Origin of the sequence: Burkholderia sp. KJ006 (genome assembly GCF_000262695.1) — a bacterium.
In the GTDB taxonomy this organism is placed as follows: Bacteria; Pseudomonadota; Gammaproteobacteria; order Burkholderiales; family Burkholderiaceae; genus Burkholderia; species Burkholderia vietnamiensis.
Genome location: NC_017922.1, coordinates 636,248 through 663,036 on the forward strand (window position 1 = coordinate 636,248; position 26,789 = coordinate 663,036).

General features: G+C 67.9%; 21 protein-coding genes. 4 read left to right on the forward strand and 17 right to left on the reverse strand.

The features are described from left to right. Positions 1 to 15 precede the first annotated feature (15 nt). Together MYA_RS26840 and MYA_RS26845 are read left to right on the forward strand one after the other, a co-directional pair. The gene (locus MYA_RS26840; RefSeq protein ID WP_014725969.1) at positions 16 to 1,725 is read left to right on the forward strand and encodes a GMC family oxidoreductase; all 1,710 of its coding nucleotides are present in this window, start codon (positions 16 to 18) and stop codon (positions 1,723 to 1,725) included. Further along, a complete protein-coding gene (locus MYA_RS26845; protein WP_014725970.1) occupies positions 1,712 to 4,162 on the forward strand; it encodes a flavin-containing monooxygenase in 2,451 nt (816 codons plus the stop codon). The genes MYA_RS26840 and MYA_RS26845 overlap by 14 nt, the downstream gene beginning before the upstream one ends. Before the next feature lie 81 nt (positions 4,163 to 4,243). On the opposite strand, the gene MYA_RS26850 is transcribed toward MYA_RS26845, so the two are convergent. The 9 genes from MYA_RS26850 to MYA_RS31565 all read right to left on the reverse strand — a co-directional run bounded on the left by MYA_RS26850 (position 4,244) and on the right by MYA_RS31565 (position 14,710). Further along, positions 4,244 to 5,416: a porin gene (locus tag MYA_RS26850; protein WP_041494454.1), complete on the reverse strand. Its 1,173-nt coding sequence runs from the start codon at positions 5,414 to 5,416 to the stop codon at positions 4,244 to 4,246. Then, entirely contained in the window at positions 5,413 to 7,596 is a 2,184-nt protein-coding gene (locus tag MYA_RS26855) for an FUSC family protein (RefSeq protein ID WP_041494376.1), read from the reverse strand. The genes MYA_RS26850 and MYA_RS26855 overlap by 4 nt, the downstream gene beginning before the upstream one ends. 16 nt (positions 7,597 to 7,612) lie before the next feature. Continuing rightward, positions 7,613 to 8,212: a LutC/YkgG family protein gene (locus tag MYA_RS26860; RefSeq protein WP_006481910.1), complete on the reverse strand. Its 600-nt coding sequence runs from the start codon at positions 8,210 to 8,212 to the stop codon at positions 7,613 to 7,615. Then, positions 8,209 to 9,582, reverse strand: coding sequence for a lactate utilization protein B (locus tag MYA_RS26865; RefSeq protein WP_006481909.1), 1,374 nt, complete (start codon positions 9,580 to 9,582; stop codon positions 8,209 to 8,211). Before MYA_RS26865 ends, MYA_RS26860 begins: the two co-directional genes overlap by 4 nt. Then, a complete protein-coding gene (locus tag MYA_RS26870) occupies positions 9,579 to 10,322 on the reverse strand; it encodes a (Fe-S)-binding protein (protein ID WP_006481907.1) in 744 nt (247 codons plus the stop codon). The genes MYA_RS26865 and MYA_RS26870 overlap by 4 nt, the downstream gene beginning before the upstream one ends. A 56-nt stretch (positions 10,323 to 10,378) precedes the next feature. Next, entirely contained in the window at positions 10,379 to 12,127 is a 1,749-nt protein-coding gene (dld, locus tag MYA_RS26875; RefSeq protein ID WP_014725973.1) for a D-lactate dehydrogenase, read from the reverse strand. Positions 12,128 to 12,462: 335 nt separating this feature from the next. Then, complete coding sequence (locus MYA_RS26880; protein ID WP_014725974.1) at positions 12,463 to 13,374, reverse strand: LysR family transcriptional regulator; 912 nt, start codon at positions 13,372 to 13,374, stop codon at positions 12,463 to 12,465. Between the two features lie 302 nt (positions 13,375 to 13,676). Continuing rightward, entirely contained in the window at positions 13,677 to 14,558 is an 882-nt protein-coding gene (locus MYA_RS26885; RefSeq protein ID WP_230944962.1) for an NAD(P)-dependent oxidoreductase, read from the reverse strand. Positions 14,559 to 14,566: 8 nt separating this feature from the next. Next, positions 14,567 to 14,710: a hypothetical protein gene (locus MYA_RS31565; RefSeq protein ID WP_014725976.1), complete on the reverse strand. Its 144-nt coding sequence runs from the start codon at positions 14,708 to 14,710 to the stop codon at positions 14,567 to 14,569. A 172-nt stretch (positions 14,711 to 14,882) separates the two neighbouring features. On the opposite strand from MYA_RS31565, the gene MYA_RS26890 reads away from it, so the two are divergent. Next, positions 14,883 to 15,737, forward strand: a complete 855-nt coding sequence (locus tag MYA_RS26890; RefSeq protein ID WP_014725977.1) for a LysR family transcriptional regulator — start codon at positions 14,883 to 14,885, stop codon at positions 15,735 to 15,737. Positions 15,738 to 16,435: 698 nt separating this feature from the next. Here the strand turns inward: MYA_RS26890 and MYA_RS26895 are convergent. After that, positions 16,436 to 17,449 (reverse strand): hypothetical protein, encoded by a 1,014-nt coding sequence (locus tag MYA_RS26895; protein ID WP_014725978.1) that lies wholly within the window; start codon positions 17,447 to 17,449, stop codon positions 16,436 to 16,438. Positions 17,450 to 17,685: 236 nt separating this feature from the next. On the opposite strand from MYA_RS26895, the gene MYA_RS26900 reads away from it, so the two are divergent. Further along, on the forward strand, positions 17,686 to 18,891 hold the full coding sequence (locus tag MYA_RS26900) for an IS110 family transposase (RefSeq protein ID WP_014725979.1): 1,206 nt from the start codon (positions 17,686 to 17,688) through the stop codon (positions 18,889 to 18,891). Positions 18,892 to 19,353: 462 nt separating this feature from the next. Here MYA_RS26900 and MYA_RS26905 read toward each other — a convergent pair whose 3' ends face one another. The 7 genes from MYA_RS26905 to MYA_RS26940 form a co-directional block, all read right to left on the reverse strand. Further along, complete coding sequence (locus tag MYA_RS26905; RefSeq protein ID WP_041494377.1) at positions 19,354 to 20,919, reverse strand: methyl-accepting chemotaxis protein; 1,566 nt, start codon at positions 20,917 to 20,919, stop codon at positions 19,354 to 19,356. Between the two features lie 347 nt (positions 20,920 to 21,266). After that, positions 21,267 to 22,016, reverse strand: coding sequence for an amino acid ABC transporter ATP-binding protein (locus MYA_RS26910; protein WP_014725981.1), 750 nt, complete (start codon positions 22,014 to 22,016; stop codon positions 21,267 to 21,269). Next, positions 22,003 to 22,653: an amino acid ABC transporter permease gene (locus MYA_RS26915; protein WP_034193917.1), complete on the reverse strand. Its 651-nt coding sequence runs from the start codon at positions 22,651 to 22,653 to the stop codon at positions 22,003 to 22,005. The genes MYA_RS26910 and MYA_RS26915 overlap by 14 nt, the downstream gene beginning before the upstream one ends. After that, positions 22,650 to 23,336 (reverse strand): amino acid ABC transporter permease, encoded by a 687-nt coding sequence (locus MYA_RS26920; protein WP_014725982.1) that lies wholly within the window; start codon positions 23,334 to 23,336, stop codon positions 22,650 to 22,652. The genes MYA_RS26915 and MYA_RS26920 overlap by 4 nt, the downstream gene beginning before the upstream one ends. A 90-nt stretch (positions 23,337 to 23,426) precedes the next feature. Further along, positions 23,427 to 24,233, reverse strand: a complete 807-nt coding sequence (locus MYA_RS26925) for a transporter substrate-binding domain-containing protein (protein WP_014725983.1) — start codon at positions 24,231 to 24,233, stop codon at positions 23,427 to 23,429. Positions 24,234 to 24,651: 418 nt separating this feature from the next. Beyond that, positions 24,652 to 26,004 carry an ATP-binding protein gene (locus MYA_RS26935; protein ID WP_014725985.1) on the reverse strand — a complete coding sequence of 451 codons (1,353 nt, stop codon included), beginning with the start codon at positions 26,002 to 26,004 and terminating at the stop codon, positions 24,652 to 24,654. After that, positions 26,004 to 26,666, reverse strand: a complete 663-nt coding sequence (locus MYA_RS26940) for a response regulator transcription factor (RefSeq protein ID WP_011880346.1) — start codon at positions 26,664 to 26,666, stop codon at positions 26,004 to 26,006. Before MYA_RS26940 ends, MYA_RS26935 begins: the two co-directional genes overlap by 1 nt. Positions 26,667 to 26,789 lie beyond the last annotated feature (123 nt).

The following is a 26,789-nucleotide window of genomic DNA, read 5'->3' on the forward strand; positions in this document are numbered from 1 at the left end:
CTGGGAGACGATTCCATGAGCAGGACTTTCGACTACATCGTCGTCGGCGGCGGTTCGGGCGGCTGCGTCGCCGCGGGACGGCTGACCGAGGACCCTTCCGTGACCGTCTGCGTGCTGGAGGCCGGCGGCCGCGGCGACGACGCGCTCGTCAACGTGCCGACCGGCGCGGTCGCGATGCTGCCGACGCGCGTGAACAACTGGGCGTTCGACACCGTGCCGCAGTCTGGGCTCGGCGGACGCATCGGCTACCAGCCGCGCGGCAAGGCGCTCGGCGGCTCGTCCGCGATCAACGCGATGGTGTACGTCCGCGGCCATCGCGTCGACTACGACGGCTGGGCCGCGCTCGGCAACGAAGGCTGGGCCTACGACGACGTGCTGCCGTACTTCCGGCTCAGCGAACACAACGAACGCTTCGACGACGCGTTTCACGGCCGCGACGGCCCGCTGTGGGTCAGCGACCTGCGTACCGGCAACCCGTTCCATGCGCGCTATCTCGAAGCGGCGCGACAGGCCGGGCTGCCGCTCACCGACGACTTCAACGGCGCGCAGCAGGAAGGCATCGGCCTCTACCAGGTCACGCAGAAGCACGGCGAGCGATGGAGTGCGGCGCGCGCGTATCTGCTGCCGCACGTCGGCCGCCGCGACAACCTGAGCGTCGAGACGCACGCGCAGGTGCTGCGCATCCTGTTCGACGGGACGCGCGCAACGGGCGTCGAGGTGCGGCAGCACGGCGAGGTGCGCACCTTGCGGGCCCGGCGCGAGGTCGTGCTCGCGGCCGGCGCGCTGCAGACGCCGCAACTGCTGATGCTGTCGGGCGTCGGCCCGGCCGACGAACTGCAGCGGCTCGGCATTCCGGTGCGCGTCGCTCTGCCGGGCGTCGGCCGCAACCTGCAGGACCATCCGGACTTCGTCCTCGGCTACCGCACCCGCGGCGTCGACACGATGGGCGTGTCCGCACGCGGCGCGCTGCGCCTGCTGCGCGAATTCGCGCGCTTTCGGCGCGAGCGGCGCGGCATGCTGACGTCCAATTTCGCCGAAGGCGGCGGCTTCCTGACGACCCGCGCCGGCCTCGCCGCGCCCGACATCCAGCTGCACTTCGTGGTCGCGCTGGTCGACGATCATGCGCGCCGGCACCATGCCGGCCACGGGCTGTCGTGCCACGTGTGCCTGCTGCGCCCGCGCAGCCGCGGCACGGTCACGCTGCACAGCGCCGATCCGCTCGCGGCGCCGCGCATCGATCCGGCGTTCTTCGCCGATCCGCGCGACCTCGACGACATGGTCGCCGGCTTCCGGCTCACGCGCCGTTTGATGGAAGCGCCGGCGCTGGCCGACTGGACCACGCGCGACGTGTTCACCGCCAACGTGAGCACCGACGACGAGATCCGCGACGTATTGCGGCGCCGCACCGATACCGTCTATCACCCGGTCGGCACCTGCCGGATGGGACGCGACGCGCTCGCCGTCGTCGATCCGCAACTGCGCGTGCATGGCGTCGACGGGCTGCGCATCGTCGATGCGTCGGTGATGCCGACGCTGATCGGTGGCAATACCAATGCGCCGACGATCATGATCGCCGAGAAGGCGGTCGACCTGATCCGTGGCGTGCGCCGCGTGCCCGCGCGGCCGTCCATCGACACCGCATCCGAAACCGCCGCCCCATCGTGCCCGTCCTGCACCTCGGACGCGGCCCACCACCCGGAGGAAAACCGTCATGTCGTCGCCTGAAACGTCACGTCCCGCCGAAGCGAGCGCACCGCTCGCGGCCATCGTCATCGGCGCCGGCTTCGCCGGCATCGGCATGGCTGTCGCGCTGCAACGCGCCGGCATACACGACTTCGTGATCGTCGAGCGTTCGCACGACGTCGGTGGCGTGTGGCGCGACAACCGCTACCCCGGCGCCGCATGCGACGTGCCTTCGCATCTGTACTCGTTCTCGTTCGAGCCGAACGCGAACTGGTCGCGCGTGTTCGCACCGCAACCGGAGATTCATGCGTACCTGCAGCATTGCGCGCGCAAGTACGGGCTGGCACGCCATCTGCGCTTCGGCGCCGAGGTCGAGCACGCACGCTATGACGAAGCCGGTGCGTTGTGGCGCGTCGCGCTCGCCGACGGCACGACGCTCAGCGCCGCCGTGCTGATCAGCGGCACCGGCCAGTTGAGCCGGCCGGCGCTGCCCAAACTGCCCGGCATCGATACGTTCCGCGGCCGCGCGTTCCACTCCGCGCAATGGGATCGCGACTATCCGCTCGCGGGCAAGCGCGTGGCGGTAGTGGGCACCGGCGCATCGGCGATCCAGTTCGTGCCGGCGATCGCCGGCGACGTCGCGCGGCTGCTCGTGTTCCAGCGTTCGCCGGCCTACGTGCTGCCGCGCCCGGATCGACCGTATCGCCGCTGGGAACGCACGCTGTTTCGCCGCTTGCCGGGGGCGATGAAGCTGCATCGCGCGTCGATCTACCTGCGTTACGAATCGCGCGCGATCGCCTTCACGCGGCTGCACGGGCTGATGGACTTCGCGGTCGGCCGGCCGTTCCGGAAGCTGCTCGCACGCGACGTGCGCGACCCTGCGCTGCGCAGCAAGCTCACGCCCGACTATCCGATCGGCTGCAAGCGGATCCTGCTGTCGAGCGACTACCTCGCCGCGCTCGGACGCGACAACGTCGAGCTCGTCACGCGGGGCATCCGCCGCGTGACCGAAACGGGCATCGAGACCGACGACGGCGTTCACCATCAAGTCGATGCGATCGTCTACGGCACCGGTTTTGCCGCGACCGAATTCCTGTCGCCGATGCGCATCACCGGTCGCGACGGGCTCGACCTGAACGACGCGTGGCGGCGCGGCGCGCAGGCGTATCTGGGCGTCACCGTGCCGGGCTTTCCGAACTTCTTCATGCTGTACGGCCCGAACACGAACCTCGGCCACAACTCGATCGTCTACATGCTCGAAAGCCAGATCGCGCACGTGATGCGCTGCCTCCGCGCGATGCAGCGCGACGGCGCGAGCGCGATCGACGTCGACCCGCGCCGCTACCGCCGCTACAACGCGCACGTGCAACAACGGCTCGAAGGCTCGGTGTGGAGCGGCTGCAAGAGCTGGTACGTCGACGCGTCGGGCCACAACAGCACGAACTGGCCCGGCTTCACGCTCAGCTACCGCTGGATCACGCGCTTCACCGGCCTGTCCGCGTATCGCTTCTCGCGACCGCTGGCCGGCGACACCGCGCCGGCACAGGCGGTCGTCGTCGCGCCGCCTGCCGGGCGCGTGGAAGCGCTGGCCGCAGCGTCGTTGCGCGGTTTCCTGCGCGCTGCGTTCCGGCCGCTGATCGGGCCGCCGTTCGGCGCGCGCGTGCAGCGCCGCGTCGTCGCGATGCTGTCGCCGCTGATGCCCGGCGCGGGCGGCACGCTGCGCTACCGGACGGCTGCCGCCGGCGTGCCGGTCGAAGTGATCGCGCCGAAACGTGGCGACGCCGGCGGCGCGATCCTCTACCTGCATGGCGGCGCCTTCTGCGTCGGCAGCCCGCGCACGCATCGCAGCGTGACGACGCGCCTCGCGGCCGAAGCCGGGCTGCCGGTGTGGGCGCCCGACTACCGGCTCGCGCCCGAGCATCCGAGCCCGGCGGCCGTCGACGACGCGCTGGCCGCGTACGACGCGTTGCGCGCGCAGGGCTACGCGCCGCACCGCATCGTGATCGCCGGCGATTCGGCCGGCGGCGCGCTCGCACTGGCGCTCGCCATAGCGCTGCGCGAGCGCGGCGAGCCGGCCGCGGCCGCGCTGCTGCTGATCTCGCCCGTGACCGACGCGGCGCTCGGCGGCGCCACGCTCGCCTCGCGCCGCCACGACGATCCGATGATCCGCCGCGGCTGGCTCGAACAGGGGCTGCGCTGGTATCACGGCGCGGGCGCCGGCGCGTCGCGCGGCCCGCTCGACGCCGACCTGCGCGGGCTGCCGCCGATGCTGGTGCAGGTCGGCGATCAGGAGGTGCTGCTGTCGGACGCCCAACGGCTCGCCGCGCATGCGCGCGCATGCGGCGTGCCGTGCCGGCTCGAGATTCATGCCGCGCGCTGGCATGTGTTTCATCTGCAGGCGTTCTATCTGCAATCGGCGCGCGACGCGTTGCGGACGCTGGCCGGATTCGCCGCGCAGCGCGTTGCCGCGCCGGTGTAGTGTTGCTTGCTGCGGCGATGCTTGACGAGCCTGGCGGTCGTACGCGGCTGCCAGAGCACGCCCACCGCGCCCGCATGCGCGTCAAAACCGATGCCGGATCCCGACCGCCATCACCAACTGGTTCGCGCCGGATGCGCGCGAGAAATTCGAGATCTGCGCGCCGGCAATGCCCGTTCCGGCCAGTCCGTTCGCATGCTGGAACAGCGCTTCCGTATAAACGTCGGTGCGCGGCGACAGCGCATCGATCGCGATGACGCCCGCTTGCTGCCATCGCGGCCGCGCCGCGCCCGCCGCACCGTCGAACGACGCGACGGTGAACACGTAGTCGGCCGCGACGGTCCATTTGCGCGTCAGCGCGTAGCGCGCGTTGATCTCCGCGTTGTGGAACGTGATGTTCGCGCCGTGCAGCACGATCGGCGCATCGGCGACGTTGTTGATCGACGTGACCGCATCGAGCCGCGTGCGCGTCGCGATCGCGGACACCCGCAGCCGGTCCCACGTATAAGCGGCCGCCGCGCTGACGGTGCGCTGCCGCGCCGCGTTGAACGGCGCGCCGGCCGGCTCCGCGCCATCGGCATTGGCGGGCGGCAGATTGCCTTCGCGGTCGAATGCGAGGTAGCTCACGCCGGCCGAAAACGGCCCGTGCTCGTAGGTGACCGCGAACGCGTAGCCGCGGTTGTCGCCGAAGCCGCCGGCCTCGTTCGAGAACCCGTAGGTCGCGCCGAACCGGAAGCCGCCGAGCAGCGGGCTCGTGTACTTCACCGAGTTGTTGGTGCGCGTGTAGTTCGCGAGATTGTCGTTGTCGAACGGATGCGCGAACGCGACGCCGCCGAACGGCGTGCCGGCCAATGCAAACGGCTGGACCAGTTGCAGCGTCGAATCGAACTGGCGGCCGACCGTCACCGTGCCGTACCGGCCGGACGCGAGCCCCACGTAAGACTGGAAGCCGAACAGCCGCCCTTGCTGCCCGAGCGCGCCGCTGGTGACCGCAAAACCCGTCGCGAGCAGAAACAACGCGTTCAGATCGGCGCCGAGCGGCTCGTTGCCGGAGAGCGTCAAGCGGCTCACGTTGGCGTCGCCGGATTTCGCCTGGAACGCGTGCGCGTCGCCGCGGTGGCTGCCGATGTCGTCGACGAACGCGATCCCGCCGTCGATCAGGCCGGAAATCGCGACCGTGCCCTGCGCACGCGCGACGGCCGGAATGAACAGCGCGACGATGCAGCCGCGCACGGCGGCTCGAATCCGTGGGTTCATACGCGCTGCCGCGATGCGCTCGACGGCTTGCCGGACGCCGCTTCCGCGCGGCGCAACGGCGCGCGCTGCACGGCCGAGATGCGCGAACGCAGCGCATGGACGATCCACGCACGCTCGGCCACTTCCCGCTGAATTTCGCGCGCGTGGCCCGACGCGTGATCGCCGTCGCGCGAGCTTTCCGGCCGCGTCGCGTGCGCGTGCGCCGGCGCGGCGTCGGCGATCAGGCGCGCGGCGTCGCGCGCGGCTGCGGCAATCGTCGCCCGGTCCAGCGCGTCGAGCGTATCGTCGAGATACTCGACCGGCGCGAGCGCGCCGACCAGCGCCTTCATCTGCTGCATCGCGACGGTTGCGCTCGCGGTGCGCGGGTCGGACGCAATCGATTCGAAGCGCGTCGCCGCGATGGTCGCATCGAGCCGATCGATCGCAACGCACGCCTGGCGGCGCAGCACGGTCAGCGATTCGCGGCGCGCGCGCGCGTGCGCGGGCGCGTCGTCGCCGACCGCGCGCAGGTAGGTCGCGGTGGCCGCCATCGCGAGATCGGCCACCTCGCCGATCCGGTGATGCTCGCGGTCGGGCCATGCGAGCAGGCTGATGACCACGCCGACCAGCACCCCGGCAAAACTGTTGCCGACCCGCAGCGCGGCCAGCATCCATGACGGCCCGATCGGCGTCCCGAGATGCGCGACCAGAATGAAATGCGACGTCAGGAACAGGATGTACGACACGTAGCTCACGCTGCGCGTCGCGAGCGTGCCGGTGGCGAGCGGCAGCACCGCGAGCGCCAGCAGCAACGGATCGTGAACCAGCAGCGACACGGCCGATGCGAGCACCGCGCCGAGCAGCGTGCCGCCGATGCGCAGCCCGGACAGCTTCACCGTCTGCGACAGCGTCGGCTGCATGATGAACATCGTCGTCAGCGCGAGCCAGTATCCCTGCTGCACGCCCGAGATGCGCGCGAGCGCGACGGCGATCATCGCGGCCACGGCAAGACGCGACGCATATCGATGAAACGGATTCGGCGCGACGATCTCGCGGCGCAGCGCGGCGAGCCGGCCCGCGCCGCGCGCGGGCTTGCCCGGTGCCGGCGCGGTGAGCGCCGCAGGAGCGGTCGCGGTAGAAGGCGACTCCACCGCCGGATGAAGCAGCACTGCCGCGTATCGCGCGATCAGCGTTTCGCACGCGCGCAACCACGTCAGCCCCGCGTCGTCGCGATGCGCAACGCGAAACTCGGCGACGCGCCCCGCGAGCGTCGCGCGGAGTTCGGCGAGGTCGTTCGCGAGCGACTGCGCCGCGTCGGCGGCCGCGCCGTCGCGGCCAACGGCGCGCGGACACGCTTCCACGAGCCGCGCCAGTTGCGCGAGCACCGGCGCGAGCAGCGCGGCGGCTTCGCGCCGTTCGCCGACGCCAGCCGCGGCGATGTGCGACTCGAGGCCGGCGAGCAACGCCATCGCGCGTTCCGCATCGGCGCGCCACTTGGCGGACAGCGGCGGAAGACCGCCGCGCGGGTGCATCGACACGGCGATCATCGCGTCGAGGCGCGCGCGCAATGCCGCGCGGCCGCGCTCGAGCGAGGCGGAATCGCCGTTCGCGGCCCGTGCGAGCCGTTCGACGAAGTTCGCCATCGCATGCAGGAACGCCATCGTCGCCATCCGCGCGCGTGCGCTGCCGTCGGTCTGCCACAGGACGATGCCGGCCAGCGTCGCCCAGACGCTGCCGCCGAAGTAGAACAGCGCGTACTGCACGGCCGACGCGCCGCCATGGACCGGAAAGCATGCAGAGACGGCGCATGCGGTCGCGGTCAGAATGCCGCGCGTGCCGGCCGCGCCGCCCCACTTGCGCGCCGACGCGCCCAGATACGCGACGGCCCCGACGATGACGATCGACAGCGGCGGCAGCGCATGCGTCGCGATCGCGCTGGCGGACGCCAGGCCGCCCAGCATCCCGAACGACAGGCCGGTGGCGAGGCGGCCGGCGGCCGGGCGCTCGGACTCGTCGGCGAGGCAGGTCCAGAACGCGGCGATCGCGGACCAGCACAGCATCGGCATATGCAGCCGCGCCGCGGCGACGGCCGGCACGACACAGATCAGCCCGCCGCGCAGCGCTTCGGCGAGCGGCAGGTAGTGTCCGCCGAGATTGACGAAGCGCCGCAATCGGTCGCGAGCGGTTGAGACTAGACCCATCGTCGATCCTGCGCGCTCAACGTGCGTCGCCTGCGAGCGGGACCGGAATCACGGTCAGCGACCGGATGCCCTGCGCACCGCGGATCAGCACGCCTTCGATGTCGGCCGTCGCGGACGGCCCGCTCATCAGGCACGCGTAGCGCGCCGCGAAGAACTCGGGGCGGTGATACGCGTGATGCAGGTTGCCGACGATCTGCGCCGGGTCGAGCAGCGCGACCAGATGTTGCGACAGGTAGCCGAGCGCGTTCACGCGATACTCGCGCTCGCTCAGATAGAGCGAGCCGGTTTCCGCGACCGCGAACGCCGGCCGCACGATCCCGACGTCGACGTCGTTCAGCTCGTGCGGCCGCTCGACGGCTTCGATGCGCCGCGTGCCGGCCACCTCGGGCACCGCCGAACAGACCACCCGCGCGTCCGGAAAGCGCGCGCGGAGCAGCGCGTCGAGGTCGCCGTCCGCCGGCGGCTCGCACCAGATGCCGCCGACCCGCGCGAGCGCCTGCTTGAACGCGTCGAGCGCGGGCGGCAGATCCTGATCGAACAACGGCACCGCCGGCAGCGGCGCCGGCGTCCGGCCGGCCGCGCGCAGGCGGGAAAGGATCAGGTCGCGGCTGCTCATTTCTTGTTCCTCTTCAGATACCAGTCACGGAAAGTTTCGGCCGGCGGCTCCGGCAGTTCGCGCTGCTTGCCCCACTCGTTGAGCGGGTTGTACAGCACCGCGCGCGGCAGCGTCGAGATCGCGCCGGCGGCGCCCTTGATCGCCGCGCGATAGAGCTTCGGCCGGGACAGCACCTTGCCGGCGACCGTCATCGCTTCGCGCTTGACGAACGGCAGCGCGTGCCGCTCGGCGATGATCTGCCGCCACTTGTAGATCTGCTCGTGGATGTTGATCTTGACCGGGCACACGTTCGTGCAGCTGCCGTTCATCGTCGACGCGAACGGCAGCGAGCTGTATTTCTTGAAGTCGTAGGTCGGGTTGATGATCGCGCCGATCGGACCGGAGTAGACGCCGCCGTAGCTCAGCCCGCTGCTGCGCCGGTAGACCGGGCACGTGTTCATGCACGCGCCGCAGCGGATGCACTTCAGCGAATACCAGAAGTCGTCCATCGCGAGCCGCTCGGAGCGGCCGTTGTCGACCAGCACGAAGTGCATTTCGCCGCCGTCGCGCGGCCCGCGGAAATGCGACGTGTACTGCGTGATCGGCGAGCCGAGCGCGTTGCGCGACAGCATGCGGATGAAGAGGCCGAGGTGCTCGAGCTTCGGAATCAGCTTCTCGATGCCGATCGACGCGATGTGCAGCGGCGGCAGGTTGGCGCTTAGGTCGGCATTGCCTTCGTTCGTGCAGACGGTGATGCCGCCCGTCTCCGCCACCGCGAAGTTGCAGCCCGTCATGCCCGCTTCCGCGGCGAGGAAGTGCGGGCGCGTGGCCTGCCGCTGCGCCTCGGCCAGCCGCGGAATGCTGCTTTCGGCCGGATCGGTGCCGAACGAGGCCGCAAAGGTCTGCGCCACGTCCGTCGCGAGCTTGTGTACGGCCGGCACGACGATATGCGACGGCATCTCGTCGTCGAGCTGCTGAATCCGCTCGCCGAGATCGGTTTCGACCACCGCGATGCCGCGCGCCTCGAGGTACGGGCGCATCTCGCACTCCTCGGTCAGCATCGACTTGCTCTTGACCAGCGTGCGCACGTTGCGGCCCTGCAGGATGTCGTAGACGATCCGGTTGTGCTCTTCCGCGTCCTTCGCCCAATGCACGACCACGCCGTTCGCGGTCGCATTGCGCTCGAACTGCTCGAGATAGTCGGGCAGATGCGTGAGCGTGTGCTCTTTGACCGCGGACGCGAGCGCGCGCATCGTTTCCCATTCGGGGATCGCATGCACGGCCTCGTCGCGCGCGGTGCGCAGCCCCCAGAGGCGCTTGTCGTGGAACTCGACGTGTTTCTCGTCGGCGATGAACTTCTTCGAGTAACCGACGTGGTCGACGCGTTTCATGCTCGTGCTCCGTTCAGGATGCTCGCGATGTGGATGAACTTCAGGCCGAGTCCGAGGCGCTCCGAGCAGCCCTTCTGGTGCATCAGGCACGACGAATCGGCCGACACGACGTACTCGGCGCCGTTGCGCGCATGATCGCGCACCTTGTCGGCGCCCATCCGCGCGGATACCGGCTCCTCCGAGACACAGAACGTGCCGCCGAAGCCGCAGCATTCGTCGGGACGGTCGGGCTCGATGAACTCGATGCCCTTCACGCCCTTGAGCAGCGTCAGCGGCTTCGAGAAGAACGGGCCGCCGATTTCGGACATGCTGGCGGTCTTCAGGCCGCGCAGCGTGCCGCAACTGTTGTGCAGGCCGACCTTGTGCGGAAATTCCGCCCACGGAAAGTCGCGCACCTGCAGCACGTCGTGAATGAACTCGACCAGCTCGTAGGTGTTGCGGCGGACCGCGAGCGCGTCGGGCGTCTGATCGGCCGCGCTCAGATGGTCGCGCACGTGATGCACGCAGCTGCCGCTCGGCGCGACGATGTAGTCGTAGCCGGCGAAGTTGCGCACGAACAGGTTCTCGGTGGCCGCGGCCTGCTTTTCACAGCCGCTGTTTCCCATCGGCTGCCCGCAGCAGGTCTGGTCGAGCGGATAGTCGACCTCGCAGCCGAGGCGCTCGAGCAGTTCGAGCGTCGCGACGCCCACGTCGGGAAAGAACGCGTCGATGAAGCACGGGATGAACAAGGCTACTTTCAATGCAGCGGCTCCTGAAAACGGTTTGCTGGTTCGGGGTACGGCGCGGCCGCGGCGGATCAGTCGTGCGCTTCGCGGTACTTCGCGAACTTCGACGTCTGGCCGATCCCCGGGTTGAAGCAGTTGCACGGGTCGAGCCCTTCGTAGAACGCCTTGAGCGCCGGCTTCGCGTGGTACAGGTGCCCGACGTTGTGCTCGGCCGGATATTCGGCGCGGCGCGCGTCGAGCAGCTTCCACATCGCGTGTTCGAGCGCGAGGCAGTCGTTGCCCTTCTTGACGATGTAGTCCTGGTGGAACACGTGGCACAGGAAGTGGCCGTAATACAGCTTGATCGCGATCGGCGCGTCGATGTCGGGCGGCAGCGTCTCGAACCAGTCGCGATCGTTGCGGCGAAGCGCGATGTCGAGCGCGACGATGTCCTCAACGTCGCGGGTATGCACGTTGCGGTAGCGGATCGCCGCGCCGGCCGCCGCGAACCGGTGCAGGAACGCCTTCTCGCCTTCCGCCGGCGTGCATTCGAAGAACGCGCCCGTGCGCTTCGCGAAGAACGACGTCAGGAAGCTGCGCGCTTCCTCCGCGGTATCGGCCGATACCTTCAGCATCAGATGATGTTCGTAGCGCTTGCCGTAGTCGCGAATGCGCGGCGGCAGGTGATTCGGAAACAGGTTGCTGACGGCCTGCATCACGCGATCGCTCAGATGCCGCGGCAGGAAGCCGAGCCGGTCGAACCACGCGTCGCATTTGCTCTTGAAGCCGAACAGCATCGGCATGCGCTTCGTGCCGAAGTGGCGGATCATCAGGAACGTGTCCTTGCCGTACTTCTGCGCGATGTCGAACGCGTCGCGGTGCAGGTATTCGCCCGCGATCGGCAGCCGCTTGAACTGCGTGAGCGCGTGGCGGCGGATGTCGGTCAGCTCGTCGATGTCGTTGGTGCCGATGTAGAACACCTTCGCACCGGCTTCGATCGGAAACGTGTCGAGGCGCACCGCGAACACCATCACCTTGCCGGCCGAGCCCGATGCTTCGTGCAGCCGCAGCGGATCGGCGTTGTAGCGCGCGGGCGTGTCGGCATCGACGTCGCGCACGTGCTCGGCGTAGTGGTGATCGGAACCGGACGCATCGCCGTCGACGATGTCGCGCTCCGAGAAGTCGCCGTTGTCGAGGCGCGCGAGGATTTCCTCCGGCACCGCGCCCAGGCGCACGTCGAGATGGTTCACGAGCTTCAGGCGCCCGTCCGCACCGACCTGGGCGAACACCGACATCTCCGTATAAGCCGGGCCGCGCTGCACCAGCGCGCCGCCGGAGTTGTTGCAGACGCCGCCGATCACCGATGCGCCGATGCACGACGAGCCGATCACCGAGTGCGGCTCGCGCCCGAGCGGTTTCAGCGTCTGCTCGAGCTGATCGAGCGTCGCGCCCGGCAGGCAGATCACCTGCTTGCCGCTTTTGATGACGTGCACCTTGCGGATCCGTGCGGTGCTGACGATCACGATGTCGCGGTCGTAGTCGTCGCCGTCGGGCGTCGAGCCGCCTGTGAGACCGGTGTTCGACGCCTGGCAGATCACGATCACGTTCGCGGCCACGCAGGCCTGCAGCACCTTCCATTGCTGGAGCAGCGTGCCGGGCCGCACCACCGCGAGCGTCCGGCCTTCGCCGAACCGGAAGCCGGTCCGGTAGCGCCGCGTGTCCCGCTCGTTCGTCAGTACGTCCTGCTGGCCGACGATTTCCGTCAGCGAACGGATGAACGCCTCATGCCGCCCGGTGGGCGGCGCAAGCGGCGAAGACGATTCGCCTGATACGGTTGACACGTGAATTCTCCTGTTGACCGAGCGCGGAAGAGGGATTGAACGGCGCCGCAGCGGCGTCCGATCGGAATGCCGTAAGGCTAGGCGTGCGGGGCGGTGAAGTCCAATATCGCGTGGACGCGATTTCAAGACGAAATGCATATCGCTCGCCGCGCGGGCGGGCGTGCAGGCGGCGCGGCGGGTCGCGCGGCGGCGGCGATTGGGGGCGTGGTGCGGGGTGGTTTGCGGGCAGTTTGCCGGCGGATCGCCCGCGGTTTTCTGCTCCCGCGCGGCGTGCCGCGTCGAATCGACGGGCCGATGCCGCTAACGGCGCCCGTGGGCGCCGGCGCTCATGGCTTTCACGGCGTCGCGGCGCCGTCGGCCGTTTCGCGCGCGAGCGTGCGGACGGCGCGCACGAGATTCTGAATCACCGGCGATTTTTCGCGCGGCCGGTGAACGAGCACGATCGGCGAGCGCAGCGGCTCACCCTGCAAGCCGTGGTACGTGACGCGATCCGTCGGCGCCTGGCGCACCGACTCGGGAATCAGCGTCACGCCGAAGCCGGCCGCGACGAGGTTCACCGACGCGGGGATCTGCGGCGACTCCATTTCGATGGTCGGCGTGAAGCCGGCTGCCCAGCACGCGCCGACGATCGCGTCGTACAACGCGGGGCCGATCGCGCGCGGGAACAACACCAGCGGGTCGTCGGACAGCGCGTGCAGCGCGAGCACCGGCTCCGCGCCGTGGCGGTGGCCGGACGGCAGCACGGCCAGAAAGCGCTCTTCGACCAGCGGCTGCACGGCCAGGCCGCGGCAATCGAGCGGCAGGCGCACGAGCGCCGCATCGACGCGCGCCTCGAGCACCTTGTCGATCAGCGCCGGGCTGTTGCTCTCTTCGCAGTGGATCAGGACGTCCGGATAGTCGCGCCGGAAGCGTTGCATCAGCGACGCGACGAATGGATGGAACACGATCGAGCCGGCAAAGCCCAGCACGAGCCGGCCGCTCAGGCCGCGCCCGGCGTTCTGCGCTTCGGCGAGCGCGAGCTCGGCTTCTTCGACGATATGCTTCGCGCGCTCGCGGAACAGGCGGCCGGCGTCGGTCAGTTCGACGCGCCGCGGATGGCGGATGAACAGGCGTGTGCCGATCTCGCGCTCGAGCTTCAGGATCTGCTGACTCAGCGGCGGCTGCGCGATGCCGAGAAACTCGGCGGCCTCGGTGAAATGCAGATACTCGGCCACCGCGAGGAAGTAGCGTAGCTGACGGAATTCCATGCGGGTGTCGGGTCGGAAAAGCGTGGGGCTCGGGGCCGGGGGAAGGCTTGGGGGGCGATTTTAACTCGGGCGGGCGGGGGGTGGGTTTTGGCGGGGTATGGGGGCCCTCCAACAGAATTCGCTATCTGGACCGGCGCGAGATCGCGTGACCAATGCGGTCGATCCGGTGGCGGCGAGACTACCGCGCAAAGAGCCGACGCTGTGCGAGTCGTCGTCCGCGGTGGCACGCATGTTTCGATGCCGCGTTCGTCGTCGCGAGGCGCGGCACATGCGGACAGCCTCGCCGCATTCCCCGCCAACGCTCACCCCACCCGAAACCCACCCTGCTCCACCGTCAACCCAGCAAACACCGACCAATCGCAATCGCCCATGCCCGCCTCGACGGCTTCCTCCATTCGATCCCGCACCACCGCGAGCATCGGCAACGTGCGGCCCGCCTGCGCGGCGGCGTCGCCCGCGAGGCGCAGATCCTTCAATCCGAGCGACGCCTTGAAGCCGGGCCGATACGCGTTCTCGACGATATTGCGCGAATAGGTCCGATACGGACGGCTGCCGAACAGCGTGCCGAGGATCAACTCGAAGAACCGCGTGCGAGAAAGCCCGTTCGCCTCAGTGAGCACGACCGCTTCGGCCATCGCTTCGATCGCCATCGTGATCATCATGTTGCACGCGAGTTTCGCGGCATAAGCGGCGGGCGGCGCTTCGCCCATGTCCCATACCTGCTTGCCGATGGCGTCGAGCGCCGGCATGACGCGCGCGAGCGCCGCCGGCGCGCCCGCGGCCAGCACGTTCAGCTCGCCCTGCGCCGCGACGTCGGGTCGCCCGAGCACCGGCGCAGCCACATAAGCGACGCCCGCCGCGCGATGAAGCGCGACCAGCTCGTGCGCGAACGCGACCGAGATCGTCGATGCGACCACATGCACGAGCCCCGGCCGCGCCTGCTGCAACAGCTTCGCATCGAGCAGCACGGCGCGGATCGCCGCGTCGTCGGACAGCATCGTCAACGCAACGTCGGCCTGCAGCGCATGCACCGGCGCGTCGACCATGCGCACGCCGTCGACGGCGCCGCCCGACCGATTCCACGCCGTCACCGCATGGCCGGCGGCGACCAGATTGCGGGCCATCTCGCGCCCCATCGAACCCATCCCGATGATGCCGATTTCCATTCGACTCTCCTTGCGCACACGCGCGTTCACGAGGTGCTGTGCAGCGGCTCGGCTGCCTCGGTATGTTCGACGAGCCAGCTCAGCACCGGCGCCAGCGCCTCATCGGAGTTCTTCTCGTAGATGAGCCCGTGGCCGTTGCCGAACACCCGATGGTCGGGCAGATGCAGCACTTCAGCGTGGCTGCCGGCTGCGTTGAGTTGCCCGCCGCCCGATGTGCGGCGGTCCGGCCGAAGCCGCAGTCGATCGCGACGACATGCGGTGGATCGAAGTCTGTCAAATTCAGTTTCGTGCGGCAATTCAATATAATGAACAGCATCCGTTCATTTTTGTGGGTACATCGATATGGAGTGGAGCGACGTCCGGATCTTCCTCGCGATTGCGCGTACGGGCACGCTCGGCGCGGCGGCACGCGCGCTGGCGCTGAGTCACCCGACGATCGGGCGACGCTTGCGCGCGCTGGAAGCGTCGATGGGGCAAGTGCTGTTTCAGCGAACCGCGGACGGCTTCGTTCTGACCGAGGAAGGCGTCGCCATCCTGCCGCTCGCCGAGCAGATGGAAGAAAGCGCGCTGACGATGGAGCGCCGGCTGACCGGCGAGCAGCAAAAGCTCGAAGGCACGCTGAAGATATCGTCGTCCGACTGGTTCGGCGCGTATGTGTTGCCGCCCGTGATCGCCGAGTATTCGCGCGACTATCCGCTGGTTGAAATCGACGTGCTGACCGGCACGCGCCTGTTCAATCTCGCCCAGCGTGAAGCGGACGTCGCCTTCCGGATCGTTCCATTCACCGGGCAGGACATCGTGCAGCGCCGGCTGACGCGGATGCGCTACGGCGTCTACGTGGCGGCCGCGCATGCCGATCCGGTCGAAGGCGACGGCGCCGGGCACCGCCTGATCGCGATGGATACGTCGACCGGGAGCTTCCCCGACATCGACTGGCTGAAAGCGCGCTTTCCGAATGCGGGCATGGTATTGCAATCGAATAACCGGAATGTCCAGGCCCAGATGTGCGGCCGCGGTTTGGGCATTGCCGTATTGCCGCGGCCGGTCGGCGATCAGCTCGCGACCATTCGCAGGCTCGAGTTACGCGACGAGCCGCCGCAACGCGATATCTGGATGGGCTACCACCGCGATCTCAGGCGGCTGCATCGCTTGCGCGCGTTCGTCGATCTCGCGGTCAAGCACATCGGCAACGAATGAATCGCAACGACCCGCGGCCGCGAAAGCCTCACGCGGCAATCCAACGTCGAGCCCGATAATTCACCGCGTACCACTAAACATTCGCGGCCGAACGGAAGTGACGGCACCGACCTATCCGCAGGGCAGCGGTCGTTCAGGCATCTGCTTCGACGCGTATAGAACGACGCTTCACGTCTTACCAAATCACACATTCAAGTGCTTAGCAAGCCAAATATGCTGGCTCAGCCATCACACTGCTGGATATACGAAATATTCGGCATTCGAAATTCTCATCTAAGTTCTTCTCCGCTTGATTTTAATCAATATAGATATGCCCGCCGCTGCCTTATAAACCTTAAAGGGAATACTTGATATTTCCTGTTTTCATCATACGGATGATCGCAGTGCGAGCATCCAATCGACTGGCATCAAGGCGCGGCATGTATTTGTTTCTTATGTTTGGTTTGTTGTGCTGCGCAATCGTCGTCCTGTTCTGGACCAATCCACGGGACGGCGATCGGTAGAGCATTCAACCGGTACGGGTGTGCGTCGCCTTGCTCACGACCACATCCGCACGACGCAACGCGCCACAGCGGACGTAAAGAACGCGAATACCCACCATCGACGCCTCACGCAATACCGCCCGATAGCACCCCGAACAGATACACCGATGCCGTTGCGACAACGGCCGACGTGCTGCCGACGCACGTGCGCCGGACTCAGAATTTGTGCGCCACGCCGACCATGAACATGTCCTGGTCCTTGTCGTTGCGGGTCGCGACACGGTTGAAGCGCACGCTCGCCGCCCAATCCTCGGTCACCTGATAACTTACCTGCGCGCTGAGCAACGCATTGAGCCGCGTCTGGCTCGACGCTTCGTCGCGATCGCGTGACAGATACGGGCCGACGCCGGCCGACAGCGTCCAATTGCTGCCGACCGGCGCGACGTACCAGAATTGCGCGGCCACGCCGCGCCGGCCCGCGACGCCATTGTTGCCTTCGTAGACGAAGCTCGCCGAATAGGCCCACGCAGTGCCGAACGGCCGCCGGACTTCGACCATGTACCCCTTCTCCATCGGCACTTGCGGACGGTTGGTCTGCGACGTGCCGGCCCACACCGCGACCTGCGTCTTGCCGTCGGATACCGCCGGATGCGACTGGCCGCCGAAGTCGGAGCCGATGCCGAACAGCACCGCGTCGGAATTGAAGCCGCCGAGCATCTGCACGTGGTTGTATTGCACCTTGACGAAGAAGCGATCGGGAACGACGTAATAGCGCATCGCCGCCGACGCGCGCACGCCCCATCGCTTGTCGTTGCGCGCCTCGTTGTCGACGTGCGTGGTGTCCATGCTGAAGTACGGCCCCGCCGACAGTTCGAGCACCCACCGATTGGCGAGCGGCCAACGAAACGAGCCGAGCGCCGCGAAGCCGTCGCGGTGATGGTCGAGCGGATGCCCTTCGTTCAGGTACGCGACATAGACCGACAGGTAGTCGTTCAACACGTCGCCGAAACCGACTTCGTAGGCGCGCCAGTGCATATCGCCGCCCTCGGTCGCGCGGCCGTCGCCATACACCGCATAGACGTCGATCGTCCGGTCAGCTGACTTGGGGGTGGCAGGCAAGTCCGGCGCGCCGTCGGCGGCGCGGGCATGCAGTGGAGACGCCAGCAATGCGAAACCGGCGATCGAACTCGTGACAACGAAGCGCAAGCAGACGCGACGATATCGTCCCATTTCGCCCCCGTTACTATCTTCACGCCTCGATAATCGGGGCTATGGCCAGCCAGGCCCGGCATGATTCTCGCCCCCAGTCGCAGTCATGATCCGGGGGGTGTTGTCACCGGGCCTGGTGGGTGGCTGGTGATCGCTGATAGGGGTTTGGCCGGGATATCCCGACGCCGTCCGTAACGTGGATGCCGAGACTTGCCACCGTTGTTGCAGGCCAATCCGTTCACTCTGCAGAAACTTCGATGCAAGACACTCAACAACGTGACGCCGTCGATGTCTTTGTCGGCGTCGATGTCGGTAAGGGCCACCATCACGCCGTGGCACTCGATCGGAACGGTAAGCGCTTGTACAACAAGGCTCTACCCAACGACGAGGCCAAACTGCGCGCCCTCATCGCCGAACTCAAGACTCACGGTCGACTGCTGTTCGTCGTCGATCAGCCTTCCACCATCGGCGCGCTTCCTGTAGCCGTCGCCCGCGCTGAAGGCGTACTCGTCGCCTATCTGCCCGGACTGGCCATGCGCCGCATCGCTGATTTGCACGCCGGAGAAGCCAAGACCGATGCCCGCGACGCCGCGATCATTGCCGAAGCCGCTCGCTCGATGCCGCATACGCTGCGCTCGCTTCGACTGGCCGACGAGCAACTCGCTGAACTTACCATGCTCTGCGGCTTCGATGACGACCTCGCCGCTCAGGTCACGCAAACCAGCAACCGCATTCGCGGGCTGCTTACCCAGATCCATCCGGCGCTCGAGCGTGTCCTCGGACCGCGCCTTGACCATCCAGCGGTACTCGATCTGCTTGAGCACTATCCGTCGCCCGCCGCGCTTGCCGGCACCAGCGAGAAGACGCTCGCCAATCGCCTGACCAAGCTCGCTCCGCGCATGGGCAAAGGCTTAGCGGCCGAGATCGTTCAGGCACTGAGCAAAAAAGCCGTGACCGTGCCCGGCACGCAAGCCGCCACCATCGTCATGCCCCGTTTAGCCCAGCAGCTTGCGGCATTGCGTAAGCAACGCGACGAGATCGCTGCCGAAGTGGAGCGATTGGTGCTTGCTCACCCTCTTTGGCCGGTCCTGACCAGCATGCCGGGAGTCGGCGTCAGGACCGCCGCCAGACTCCTGACCGAGGTCGCTCATAAGGCGTTCGCTTCGGCGGCGCATCTGGCGGCCTACGCCGGCCTCGCGCCGGTTACCCGACGCTCAGGTTCATCGATACGCGGTGAACATCCATCCAGACGCGGCAACAAGGTGCTCAAGCGCGCCTTGTTCCTATCCGCCTTCGCGGCCTTGCGGGACCCAGTCTCACGGGCCTATTACTCGCGCAAGATCCAGCAAGGCAAGCGTCATAACCAAGCGCTCATCGCGCTCGCGCGGCGACGCTGCGACGTTCTGTTCGCCATGCTGCGCGACGGCACCATTTACCAACCCAAGTCAGCCCCTAACGCTTGACGAAACACATAGGGGCACCCCTCACGTTGGGCACCGCGGTTTCGTGGACAAGTCGCTGGCGATTATAGGTGGCGCCGGGCCGTGAGGACCAGCCCGGAGATGCACGTAGGCGTGCGGATAGCAGCGCGCCTGCGGTGAACGCAGTCGCTGGCGATTATAGGTGGCGCCGGGCCGTGAGGACCAGCCCGGAGATGCACGTAGGCGTGCGGATAGCAGCGCGCCTGCGGTGAACGCAGGCGCGGCAGTGATGATAGTGAGGGCCGCGCGGTCTATCGGCGCGTGTCGCCGAACGTGGCGTCCGGCGGCGTCCGGCCGTCATGCCGGGCCCTCGGCGCACATCGTCAACGCGCCGGATCGCGAACTGCCGAGCGCCGCGCGAAGCGCTCGACTTTGGTCATACGAAACGATCGACGGCCGCGGCTCGCTACGTTCCGCTACGTTCCGCGGCGCGCCGGCAAACGCTCAGGCGTCGCCCTGCGCCGCGCCGATCCGAAATACCGAGACGGTCGCCGCGAGCTGCTCGGCCTGCGCCTTCAGCGACAGCGCCGACGACGACGCCTGCTGAACCAGCGCCGCGTTCTGCTGCGTGACCTGATCCATCTGCGTCACGGCCTGGTTCACCTGCTCGATGCCCTTCGACTGCTCGTCGGATGCGGCGGCGATCTCGCCCATCAACACCTGCACGCGCTGCACCGACGCGAGGATCTCCGACATCCGGTCGGTCGCACGGTCGACCTGGCGCGCGCCCGTCTCGACGCGCCGCAGCGAATCGTTGATCAACTCCTTGATCTCGCGCGACGCGGTGGCGCTGCGCTGCGCGAGCGAGCGCACCTCGCCCGCGACCACCGCGAATCCGCGGCCCTGCTCGCCGGCGCGCGCCGCTTCGACGGCCGCGTTCAGCGACAGGATGTTGGTCTGGAACGCGATGCCTTCGATGACCGAGGTGATTTCCGCGATCTTGCCGGACGCGTCGGACAGGCCGCGCATCGTGCCGACTACTTCCTGCGTCGCCTGATTGCCCTCTTCGGTCAGCATTGCCGCGTTGTGCACCACCTGGTTCGCCTGCTTCGCGTTGTCGGCGTTCTGGCGCACGGTCGACGTCAGCTGCTCCATCGACGCAGCCGTTTCTTCCAGCGACGCGGCCTGCTCCTCCGTGCGCTGCGACAGGTCCAGGTTGCCGGCCGTGATTTCATGCGCAGACGTCTCGATGGACCGGGAGCCTTCGCGCACGATCCGGATGGTCTGCAGCAGCTTGCTCTGCATCGTCTGCAGGCCGCTCATCAATTGGCCCATTTCATCTGACGATTCGACGTCGATCCGCGTCGTCAGGTCGCCCTCGGCGATCGCGCTGAAGTGGCCGAGCGCACGCGCCAGCGGCACGCCGATCGCGTTCTGCAGCGACCACCACGTGAACGCCGCCGCGCCCAGCGCGACCGCGATGCCCGCGATCGCGAAGCCGACGAACCAGTGAAAGCGGCCCTGCGCGGCATCGAACGTCACGCGCGACGCGCTCATCTGGATCCGGCCGAGCGCATCCATCGAATCCGATGCGTCGATGAACAGCGACGGCGGGATGTGCCGCCACACGTTCGGAATGTTCGCGGGATCGCGCGCGGCGATCGCGGTGAACATCGGCTCGAGGCCGTGCTCGACGAGCGCGTTGAACTTCGTGTTCGCGTCGGCTGCGCGGCGCGCTTCCTCAGGGCCGGAAAGCCGCAGCCCACGATAGGTGTCCCATGCCTTCTTCGACGCGGCGAGCAGCTCGCGGGCCGTGGCGCTCTCTTGCGCGACGTCGGGGCTGTCCGGATCGAGCGCGATGCGATACAGCCACAGACGCGTTCTCGACAGCGCGACGTTGGCCTGCCCGAGCGCCTCCGACGACGCCAGCCGTTCCGAATAGAGCGTCTTCACATCGTCGTTGCTGATCGCGACGCCGATGACGCCGATGAAGCCGCCGATGACGAGCAACACCCCGAGAAAGCCCATTGCGAGCGCCAGCCGGACGCGAATGCTTAAATTTCTGATCATGAAGAGGCGAACGTTGAGCACGAAACCGTTGCATGCGACGCATGCGTGTGAAGCCGATCGAAGCGGCACGTGCGGGACCGATGCCTCGATAACGACCAAAGCGGCGCGCGAATTAGTGCGGAGCCCGTAATGGACGTTTCCTGAAGCCGAGATTAATGGGGGGAATTTGGCGTGGTAGCAGCAGCGCGAGCCGGTTCATTGCTCGCGCGTGCGTGGGTGACGGCGTGGCGCAGGTCACGCGATGACATTCATCCGACCAATCCTACAACAACACGATTTTTTTTGGAACGCGAAATCGCGCAGCGACGATCCGCACGACGACGTGATGACCGCGCCGGCATCCATGCTCAGCGCGCAGCGGCCTCCGTATTGCGCACGCTGCCGAGGAAGCGCCCCAACTCGACCGTCTGCGGACGCTCGAAGATGTCCTCGGCGCTCCCGCTCTCCCAGACTCGCCCTTGATGCATGAACACGATCCTGTCGCTGACCGCACGCGCGAAGTTCATCTCGTGCGTGACCATGATCAGCGTCATGTGCTCGCGCGCCAGCTGCTCGACGACGCCCAGCACCTCGCCCACCAGTTCGGGATCGAGCGCGGACGTGATCTCGTCGCACAGCAGCACGCTCGGCTTCATCGCGAGCGCCCGCGCGATCGCGACGCGTTGCTGCTGGCCGCCCGACAGCTGGTCGGGAAATGCGTCGAACTTGTCGCCGAGGCCGACGCGCTCGAGCATCAGTTCGGCGACCGCGCGCGCCTGCTGCCGATGCGCGCGCTTCACGACCGTCTGCGCCAGCATCACGTTCTGGCCGGCGCTCAGGTGCGGAAACAGGTTGTACTGCTGGAACACCATGCCGACCTTGAGCCGCAGTGCGCGCAACTCCGAGTGCCGCGCGTCGACGCATTCGCCGTCGATCGAGATGCTGCCCGCGTCGATGCGCTCGAGCCCGTTGAGCGTGCGCAGCAGCGTGCTCTTGCCCGAGCCGCTGCGGCCGATGATCGAAACGACCTGGCCGCGCTCGACGGAAAAATCGATGCCCTTGAGCACATGATGGGTGCCGAAGTACTTCTCGACACCGCGGGTTTCAACGAGCGGCATGCCATCTCCTTTGCAACGTGCGCGCATAACGCGTGAGCGGATAACAGAGTGCGAAATAGATCAGCGCGACGAGCCCGTACACGACGAACGGCCGGAACGTCGCGTTCGAGATCGCGATGCCGGTCTTGGTCAGCTCGGTGAAGCCGATGATCGACACGAGCGCCGTATCCTTGACGGCCTGCACGCCGAAGCCGACCGTCGGCGCGACCGCGATGCGCGCGGCCTGCGGCAGGATCACGTGCCGCAACTGCTCGACGTAGCTCATCGCGAGGCTCGCCGACGCTTCCCACTGCCCTTTCGGCACCGCCTCGACGCAGCCTCGCCAGATTTCGGCCAGATAGGCGCTCGTGAAGAACGTGAGCCCTGCGGTCGCGGCGACCCACGGCGGCACGTCGAAGCCGAGCAGCGGCAGACCGAAGAACACGATGAACAGCTGCATCAGCAGCGGCGTGCCCTGGAACACCTCGATGTAGACCTTCGCGCAGCCGCGCAGCAGCGTCGAGCCCGACACGCGCATCACGAGCACCGCGAGGCCGACGATGCCGCCGGACAGGAACGACACGATCGACAGCACGACCGTCCAGCGCGCGGCGAGCAGCAGGTTCGCGAGAATCTGCCCGAACGAGAATTCGATCATCGCGCACCTCGCACGCGGCGGGAGAACAACCGCCGCCCCATCGATCCGAGCGCGCCGCGCAGCAGCAGCGCCATCGCCAGATATGCGGCGGTGATGACGAAATACGTCTCGAATGCGCGGAAGTTGCGCGACTGGATGTAGCCGGCCGCGTAGGTCAGATCGGCCACCGAGATCTGCGACACGACCGCCGAACCGAGCATCGTGATCACGATCTGGCTCGACAGCGCCGGGAACACCTTCGCGAGCGCCTGCGGCAGCACGACGTGACGCAGCATCTGTGCGCGCGACATCGCGAGCGCGGACGCGGCCTCGACGTGTCCGTTCGGCACCGCGGCGACGCCCGCGCGCACGATCTCGACCGAATACGCGCCGAGATTGAGCGTCATCGCGAGGATCGCGGCCGCGTATTCGCCGATATGCACGCCGAGCGCCGGCAGGCCGAAGAAGATGAAGAACAGCTGGACGACGAACGGCGTATTGCGGATCGCCTCGACGTACGCGCCGATCAGCGGCCGCAGCCGCACGGCCGCGCGCGCGTCGACGCTGTAGGCGGCCGCGCCGAGTATGCCGATCGCCACGCCGAGCACGGTCGCGACCGCGGTCAGCGCGAGCGTGGTCGCGGCGCCGCTCGCGAACACGCCGGCGTAGTCGGCAAGCTCGCCGAATTGAAGCTGGTAGCTCATGACGGTCGATGGATTCAGGTTTGACGATGCAAGCCGCTGCGGCGGCCGCCGGGCGCGCCGCGGCGGCGGATCAGGCGGGGCAGCGGCCGGTCACAGCCCGGCCGGCAGCGGCTGGCCGAGCCACTTCTTCGACATCACGCCGAGCGTGCCGTCCTGCTTTGCATGCGCGATGGCGTCGTCGATCTTCGCGAGCAGGCGCGGTTCGTTCTTGTTGACGCCGACGAAGCACGGCGAATTCTTGATCACGAACTTGACCTCGGGCCGGCGCGGCGGATTCTTCGCGAGAATCGCCGCGGCCACGATGTTGCCGGCCGCGATCAGCTGCACCTGCCCGGAGAGGAACGCCTGGATCGTCGCGTTGTTGTCCTCGAAGCGCTTGATGGTCGCGTTCGGCGCGAGTTGCGTCAGCGCGATCTCCTCGAGCGCGCCGCGCGTGGCGCCGACCGTCTTGCCGGTGAGATCGGCCGGCGTGCTCACCTTCACGTCGGCCGGCCCGAACACGCCCTGGAAATACGGCGCGTAGGCGCTCGAGAAGTCGATGACCTTCTCGCGCTCCGGGGTCTTGCCGAGCGACGAGATCACCATGTCGACCTTGTTGGTCGTCAGGTACGGAATCCGGTTCGCGCTGTTCACCGGCACGAGCGCCAGCTTCACGCCGAGCGCGCGCGCGAGCAAGCCGGCCATGTCGATGTCGTAGCCTTGCGGCTGCATGTCGGTGCCGACCGAGCCGAACGGCGGATAGTCTTCAGGCACCGCGACGCGCAGCGTGCCGCTCTTGGCGATGGTGTCGAGCGCGTCGGCCTGGGCCGGGGCTGCGGCGAACAGCGCCGTCACGGAGGCAGCGAGCAACGCAGCCAGCCACGTGCGTCGGGAAAACGGTCGAATCGTCAGGCTCACGGTCAATCATCCTCGTCTGGTATGTCGTCGGGCGGCGCGCAACGATTGCGCGGCCGGCACCACACCAGCAAGAAGCGGGCCATCGTCGTGAATCGGCTGTCGCATCGGCATCGCACACACGCGCCGGCGATCTGCATTCCTCATTTCGGTGCATCGCCCGACGCGGCGCGCGGCCGTTGCCCATTCGCAGCGCGCGCGAGCGCACCAAATTAACCGGCTGGTTCACGCGCGGCGCGACGATGGCGATGAGGTTGCGCGCGGGTCGAACGTCGATGGCCGCGGATGCGCGTGGCGCGGCGCGTCGGTTGGACCGATCGGCCCGCAACGCGATGGCGAGAGGAAGGCATTACGCACGCCGTGCGCGGCCGGCCGCGCGCATCCCGCCCGAAATACCGCAGCGGATGCGCGCTCGGGATACCTATCGACCCTGCACCGGCAAGGTCACGCGCACGCCGAATCCGCCGCCGTTCAGCCCGTCGACGTAGGTCAGACGCCCGCCGAGCTTGGCCACGATCCGCGCGACGATCGACAGCCCCAGGCCGCTGCCGCTCGCGTCATGATCGGCACCGCGAAAGAACCGGTCCTGCAAGCGCGCCAGATCCTCGGTCGGCACGCCGGGGCCGTCGTCGCACACCTGGAGCGTGACCGCGTCGGCGTCCTGCCAAGATGCGATTTCGACGTGCCCATGCTCGCGGCCGTACTTGATCGCGTTATCGACGAGGTTGTCGAGCAGCACGCGAAGCAGCGTGGGCGGCGCGTGCATGACGACGCGGCCATCGACCCGCGACGTCACGGACATCTCCTTGCGCTCCGCGCGCGCCTGATGATCGTTCACGCATGCGGCGATCAATTGACGAAGATCGACGTCCGCGCCGTCAAGCGGAACCGTCTCGTCGAGCCGCGCCAGCGCGAGCAACTGATCGGCCAGATGCGTGCTGCGGTCGACGCCCTCGACGACCCGCTGCATCGCGCGCCGCTGGCGCTCCGGATCGCGCGCGGTGAGCGCTACCTGCGCCTGGACCTTGATGGCGGCGAGCGGCGTCTTCAGCTCGTGCGCCGCGTCGCTGGTGAACGCGCGCTCGCGAACGAGCGAGTCGCGCAGGCGTTGCAGCAACGTATTGAGCGCGGCGACCAGCGGACGCACTTCATCGGGAATGCCGTGCGTGCCGATTGCGTCAAGGTTGTCGGCCGAGCGCGCTTCGATCGCGTCGGACAGCGTGCGCAGCGGCGTCAGGCTGCGGCCGATCGCGAACCAGATCAGCACCGCCAGCACCGGCAGCGCGAACGCCAGCGGCCGCGCCACGCGCCGCGCGACTTCGGCGGACAGGTCCGAGCGGCGCGTGCGCTGCTCGAAGATGCTCACCGTCCGGCCGCGCGCGGCATCGGTCAGCACGTACGCGTGCCACTTCGGATTGCCCGACTCGGCCGCGCCGGATGCAGCAGCCGCAGACGCCGGCACGTCGAGCGCCGCGAGACCCGGACTGGCCGCGAGGACGTGCCCGTCGGCATCGCTGACCTGGTACAGCATCGGCGGCGCGGCATCGTTGTCGCCGTCGTCGTCGTCGCGGCCGGCGAGCACGATCTCGGCGAAGCGCGGCAGGTCGCGCGCGTCGAGCACCGCGAAGGTCCGGGCGATCTGCTCGACGCGCGTTTCGTACCATTCGTCCGCTTCGTGAATCGCCTGACGATAGCTCGACACGAGCGAATAGGCCCACACCACCACCACGCCCGACAGCACGAGCAAGGTCAGCCGTTGCCGGATCGAACGCATCACGACGCCTTCTCCACCACGTAGCCCACGCCGCGGATCGTGCGGATCAGGTCGGCGCCGAGCTTCTTGCGCAGGTTCGACACGTGCACCTCGATCGCATTGCTCTCGATCTCCTCGTTCCAGCCGTACAGGCTGTCCTGCAGCTGCGCGCGCGACAGCGGGCGGCCCTGATTCGACAGCAGTTCGACCAGCAACGCGCATTCGCGCGACGTCAGCGCGATTCGCTCGGCGCCGCGGGTGGCCGTCATCAAGGCGGGATCGACCGACAGGTCGCCGTATTCGATCGTGTCGGTGCTGCGCCCCTGCGAACGCCGCACGAGCGCACGGCAGCGCGCGACCAGCTCGGTCAGGTCGAACGGCTTGCCGAGATAATCGTCGGCGCCCGCGCTCAGGCCGCTCACGCGATCGGCCACCGTGTCGCGAGCGGTCATCACCAGCACCGGCGTATGGTCGCGACGCTTGCGAAGCCACGCGAGCAGCTCGACGCCGGACATGCGCGGCAAGCCCAGATCCAGCACGACGAGGTCGTACGGCGTGGTTTCGAGCGCCAGTTGCGCATGCCGGCCGTCGTGCGCCCAGTCGACCGTCATGCCGGCCTCGCTCAGCCCGTCCTCCACGCCGCTGCCGATCAGCTTGTCGTCCTCCACGAGCAATACCCGCATGATGCGCAACTCCTCTTCGATCCGGACCTCGCGTCCGTTGCGGCACGATAACCGCAGGCGTGCCCGCGCATCAAGCGGGTCGCGGCCGAAATCGGGCCTTAAGAATCCGTTAACGTCGGCGCC

Bases quoted from the DNA above. Each gene is read 5' to 3' on its own strand.
- MYA_RS26890 (WP_014725977.1), top strand. From the start codon at position 14,883: ATGGAGTGGAGCGACGTCCGGATCTTCCTCGCGATTGCGCGTACGGGC.
- MYA_RS26915 (WP_034193917.1), bottom strand. From the start codon at position 22,653: ATGATCGAATTCTCGTTCGGGCAGATTCTCGCGAACCTGCTGCTCGCC.
- MYA_RS26900 (WP_014725979.1), top strand. From the start codon at position 17,686: ATGCAAGACACTCAACAACGTGACGCCGTCGATGTCTTTGTCGGCGTC.
- MYA_RS26860 (WP_006481910.1), bottom strand. From the start codon at position 8,212: ATGAGCAGCCGCGACCTGATCCTTTCCCGCCTGCGCGCGGCCGGCCGG.
- MYA_RS26935 (WP_014725985.1), bottom strand. From the start codon at position 26,004: ATGCGTTCGATCCGGCAACGGCTGACCTTGCTCGTGCTGTCGGGCGTG.
- MYA_RS26840 (WP_014725969.1), top strand. From the start codon at position 16: ATGAGCAGGACTTTCGACTACATCGTCGTCGGCGGCGGTTCGGGCGGC.
- MYA_RS26940 (WP_011880346.1), bottom strand. From the start codon at position 26,666: ATGCGGGTATTGCTCGTGGAGGACGACAAGCTGATCGGCAGCGGCGTG.
- MYA_RS26920 (WP_014725982.1), bottom strand. From the start codon at position 23,336: ATGAGCTACCAGCTTCAATTCGGCGAGCTTGCCGACTACGCCGGCGTG.
- MYA_RS26855 (WP_041494376.1), bottom strand. From the start codon at position 7,596: ATGGGTCTAGTCTCAACCGCTCGCGACCGATTGCGGCGCTTCGTCAAT.
- MYA_RS26905 (WP_041494377.1), bottom strand. From the start codon at position 20,919: ATGATCAGAAATTTAAGCATTCGCGTCCGGCTGGCGCTCGCAATGGGC.
- MYA_RS26895 (WP_014725978.1), bottom strand. From the start codon at position 17,449: ATGGGACGATATCGTCGCGTCTGCTTGCGCTTCGTTGTCACGAGTTCG.
- MYA_RS26910 (WP_014725981.1), bottom strand. From the start codon at position 22,016: ATGCCGCTCGTTGAAACCCGCGGTGTCGAGAAGTACTTCGGCACCCAT.
- MYA_RS26865 (WP_006481909.1), bottom strand. From the start codon at position 9,582: ATGAAACGCGTCGACCACGTCGGTTACTCGAAGAAGTTCATCGCCGAC.
- MYA_RS26880 (WP_014725974.1), bottom strand. From the start codon at position 13,374: ATGGAATTCCGTCAGCTACGCTACTTCCTCGCGGTGGCCGAGTATCTG.
- MYA_RS26845 (WP_014725970.1), top strand. From the start codon at position 1,712: ATGTCGTCGCCTGAAACGTCACGTCCCGCCGAAGCGAGCGCACCGCTC.
- MYA_RS26850 (WP_041494454.1), bottom strand. From the start codon at position 5,416: ATGAACCCACGGATTCGAGCCGCCGTGCGCGGCTGCATCGTCGCGCTG.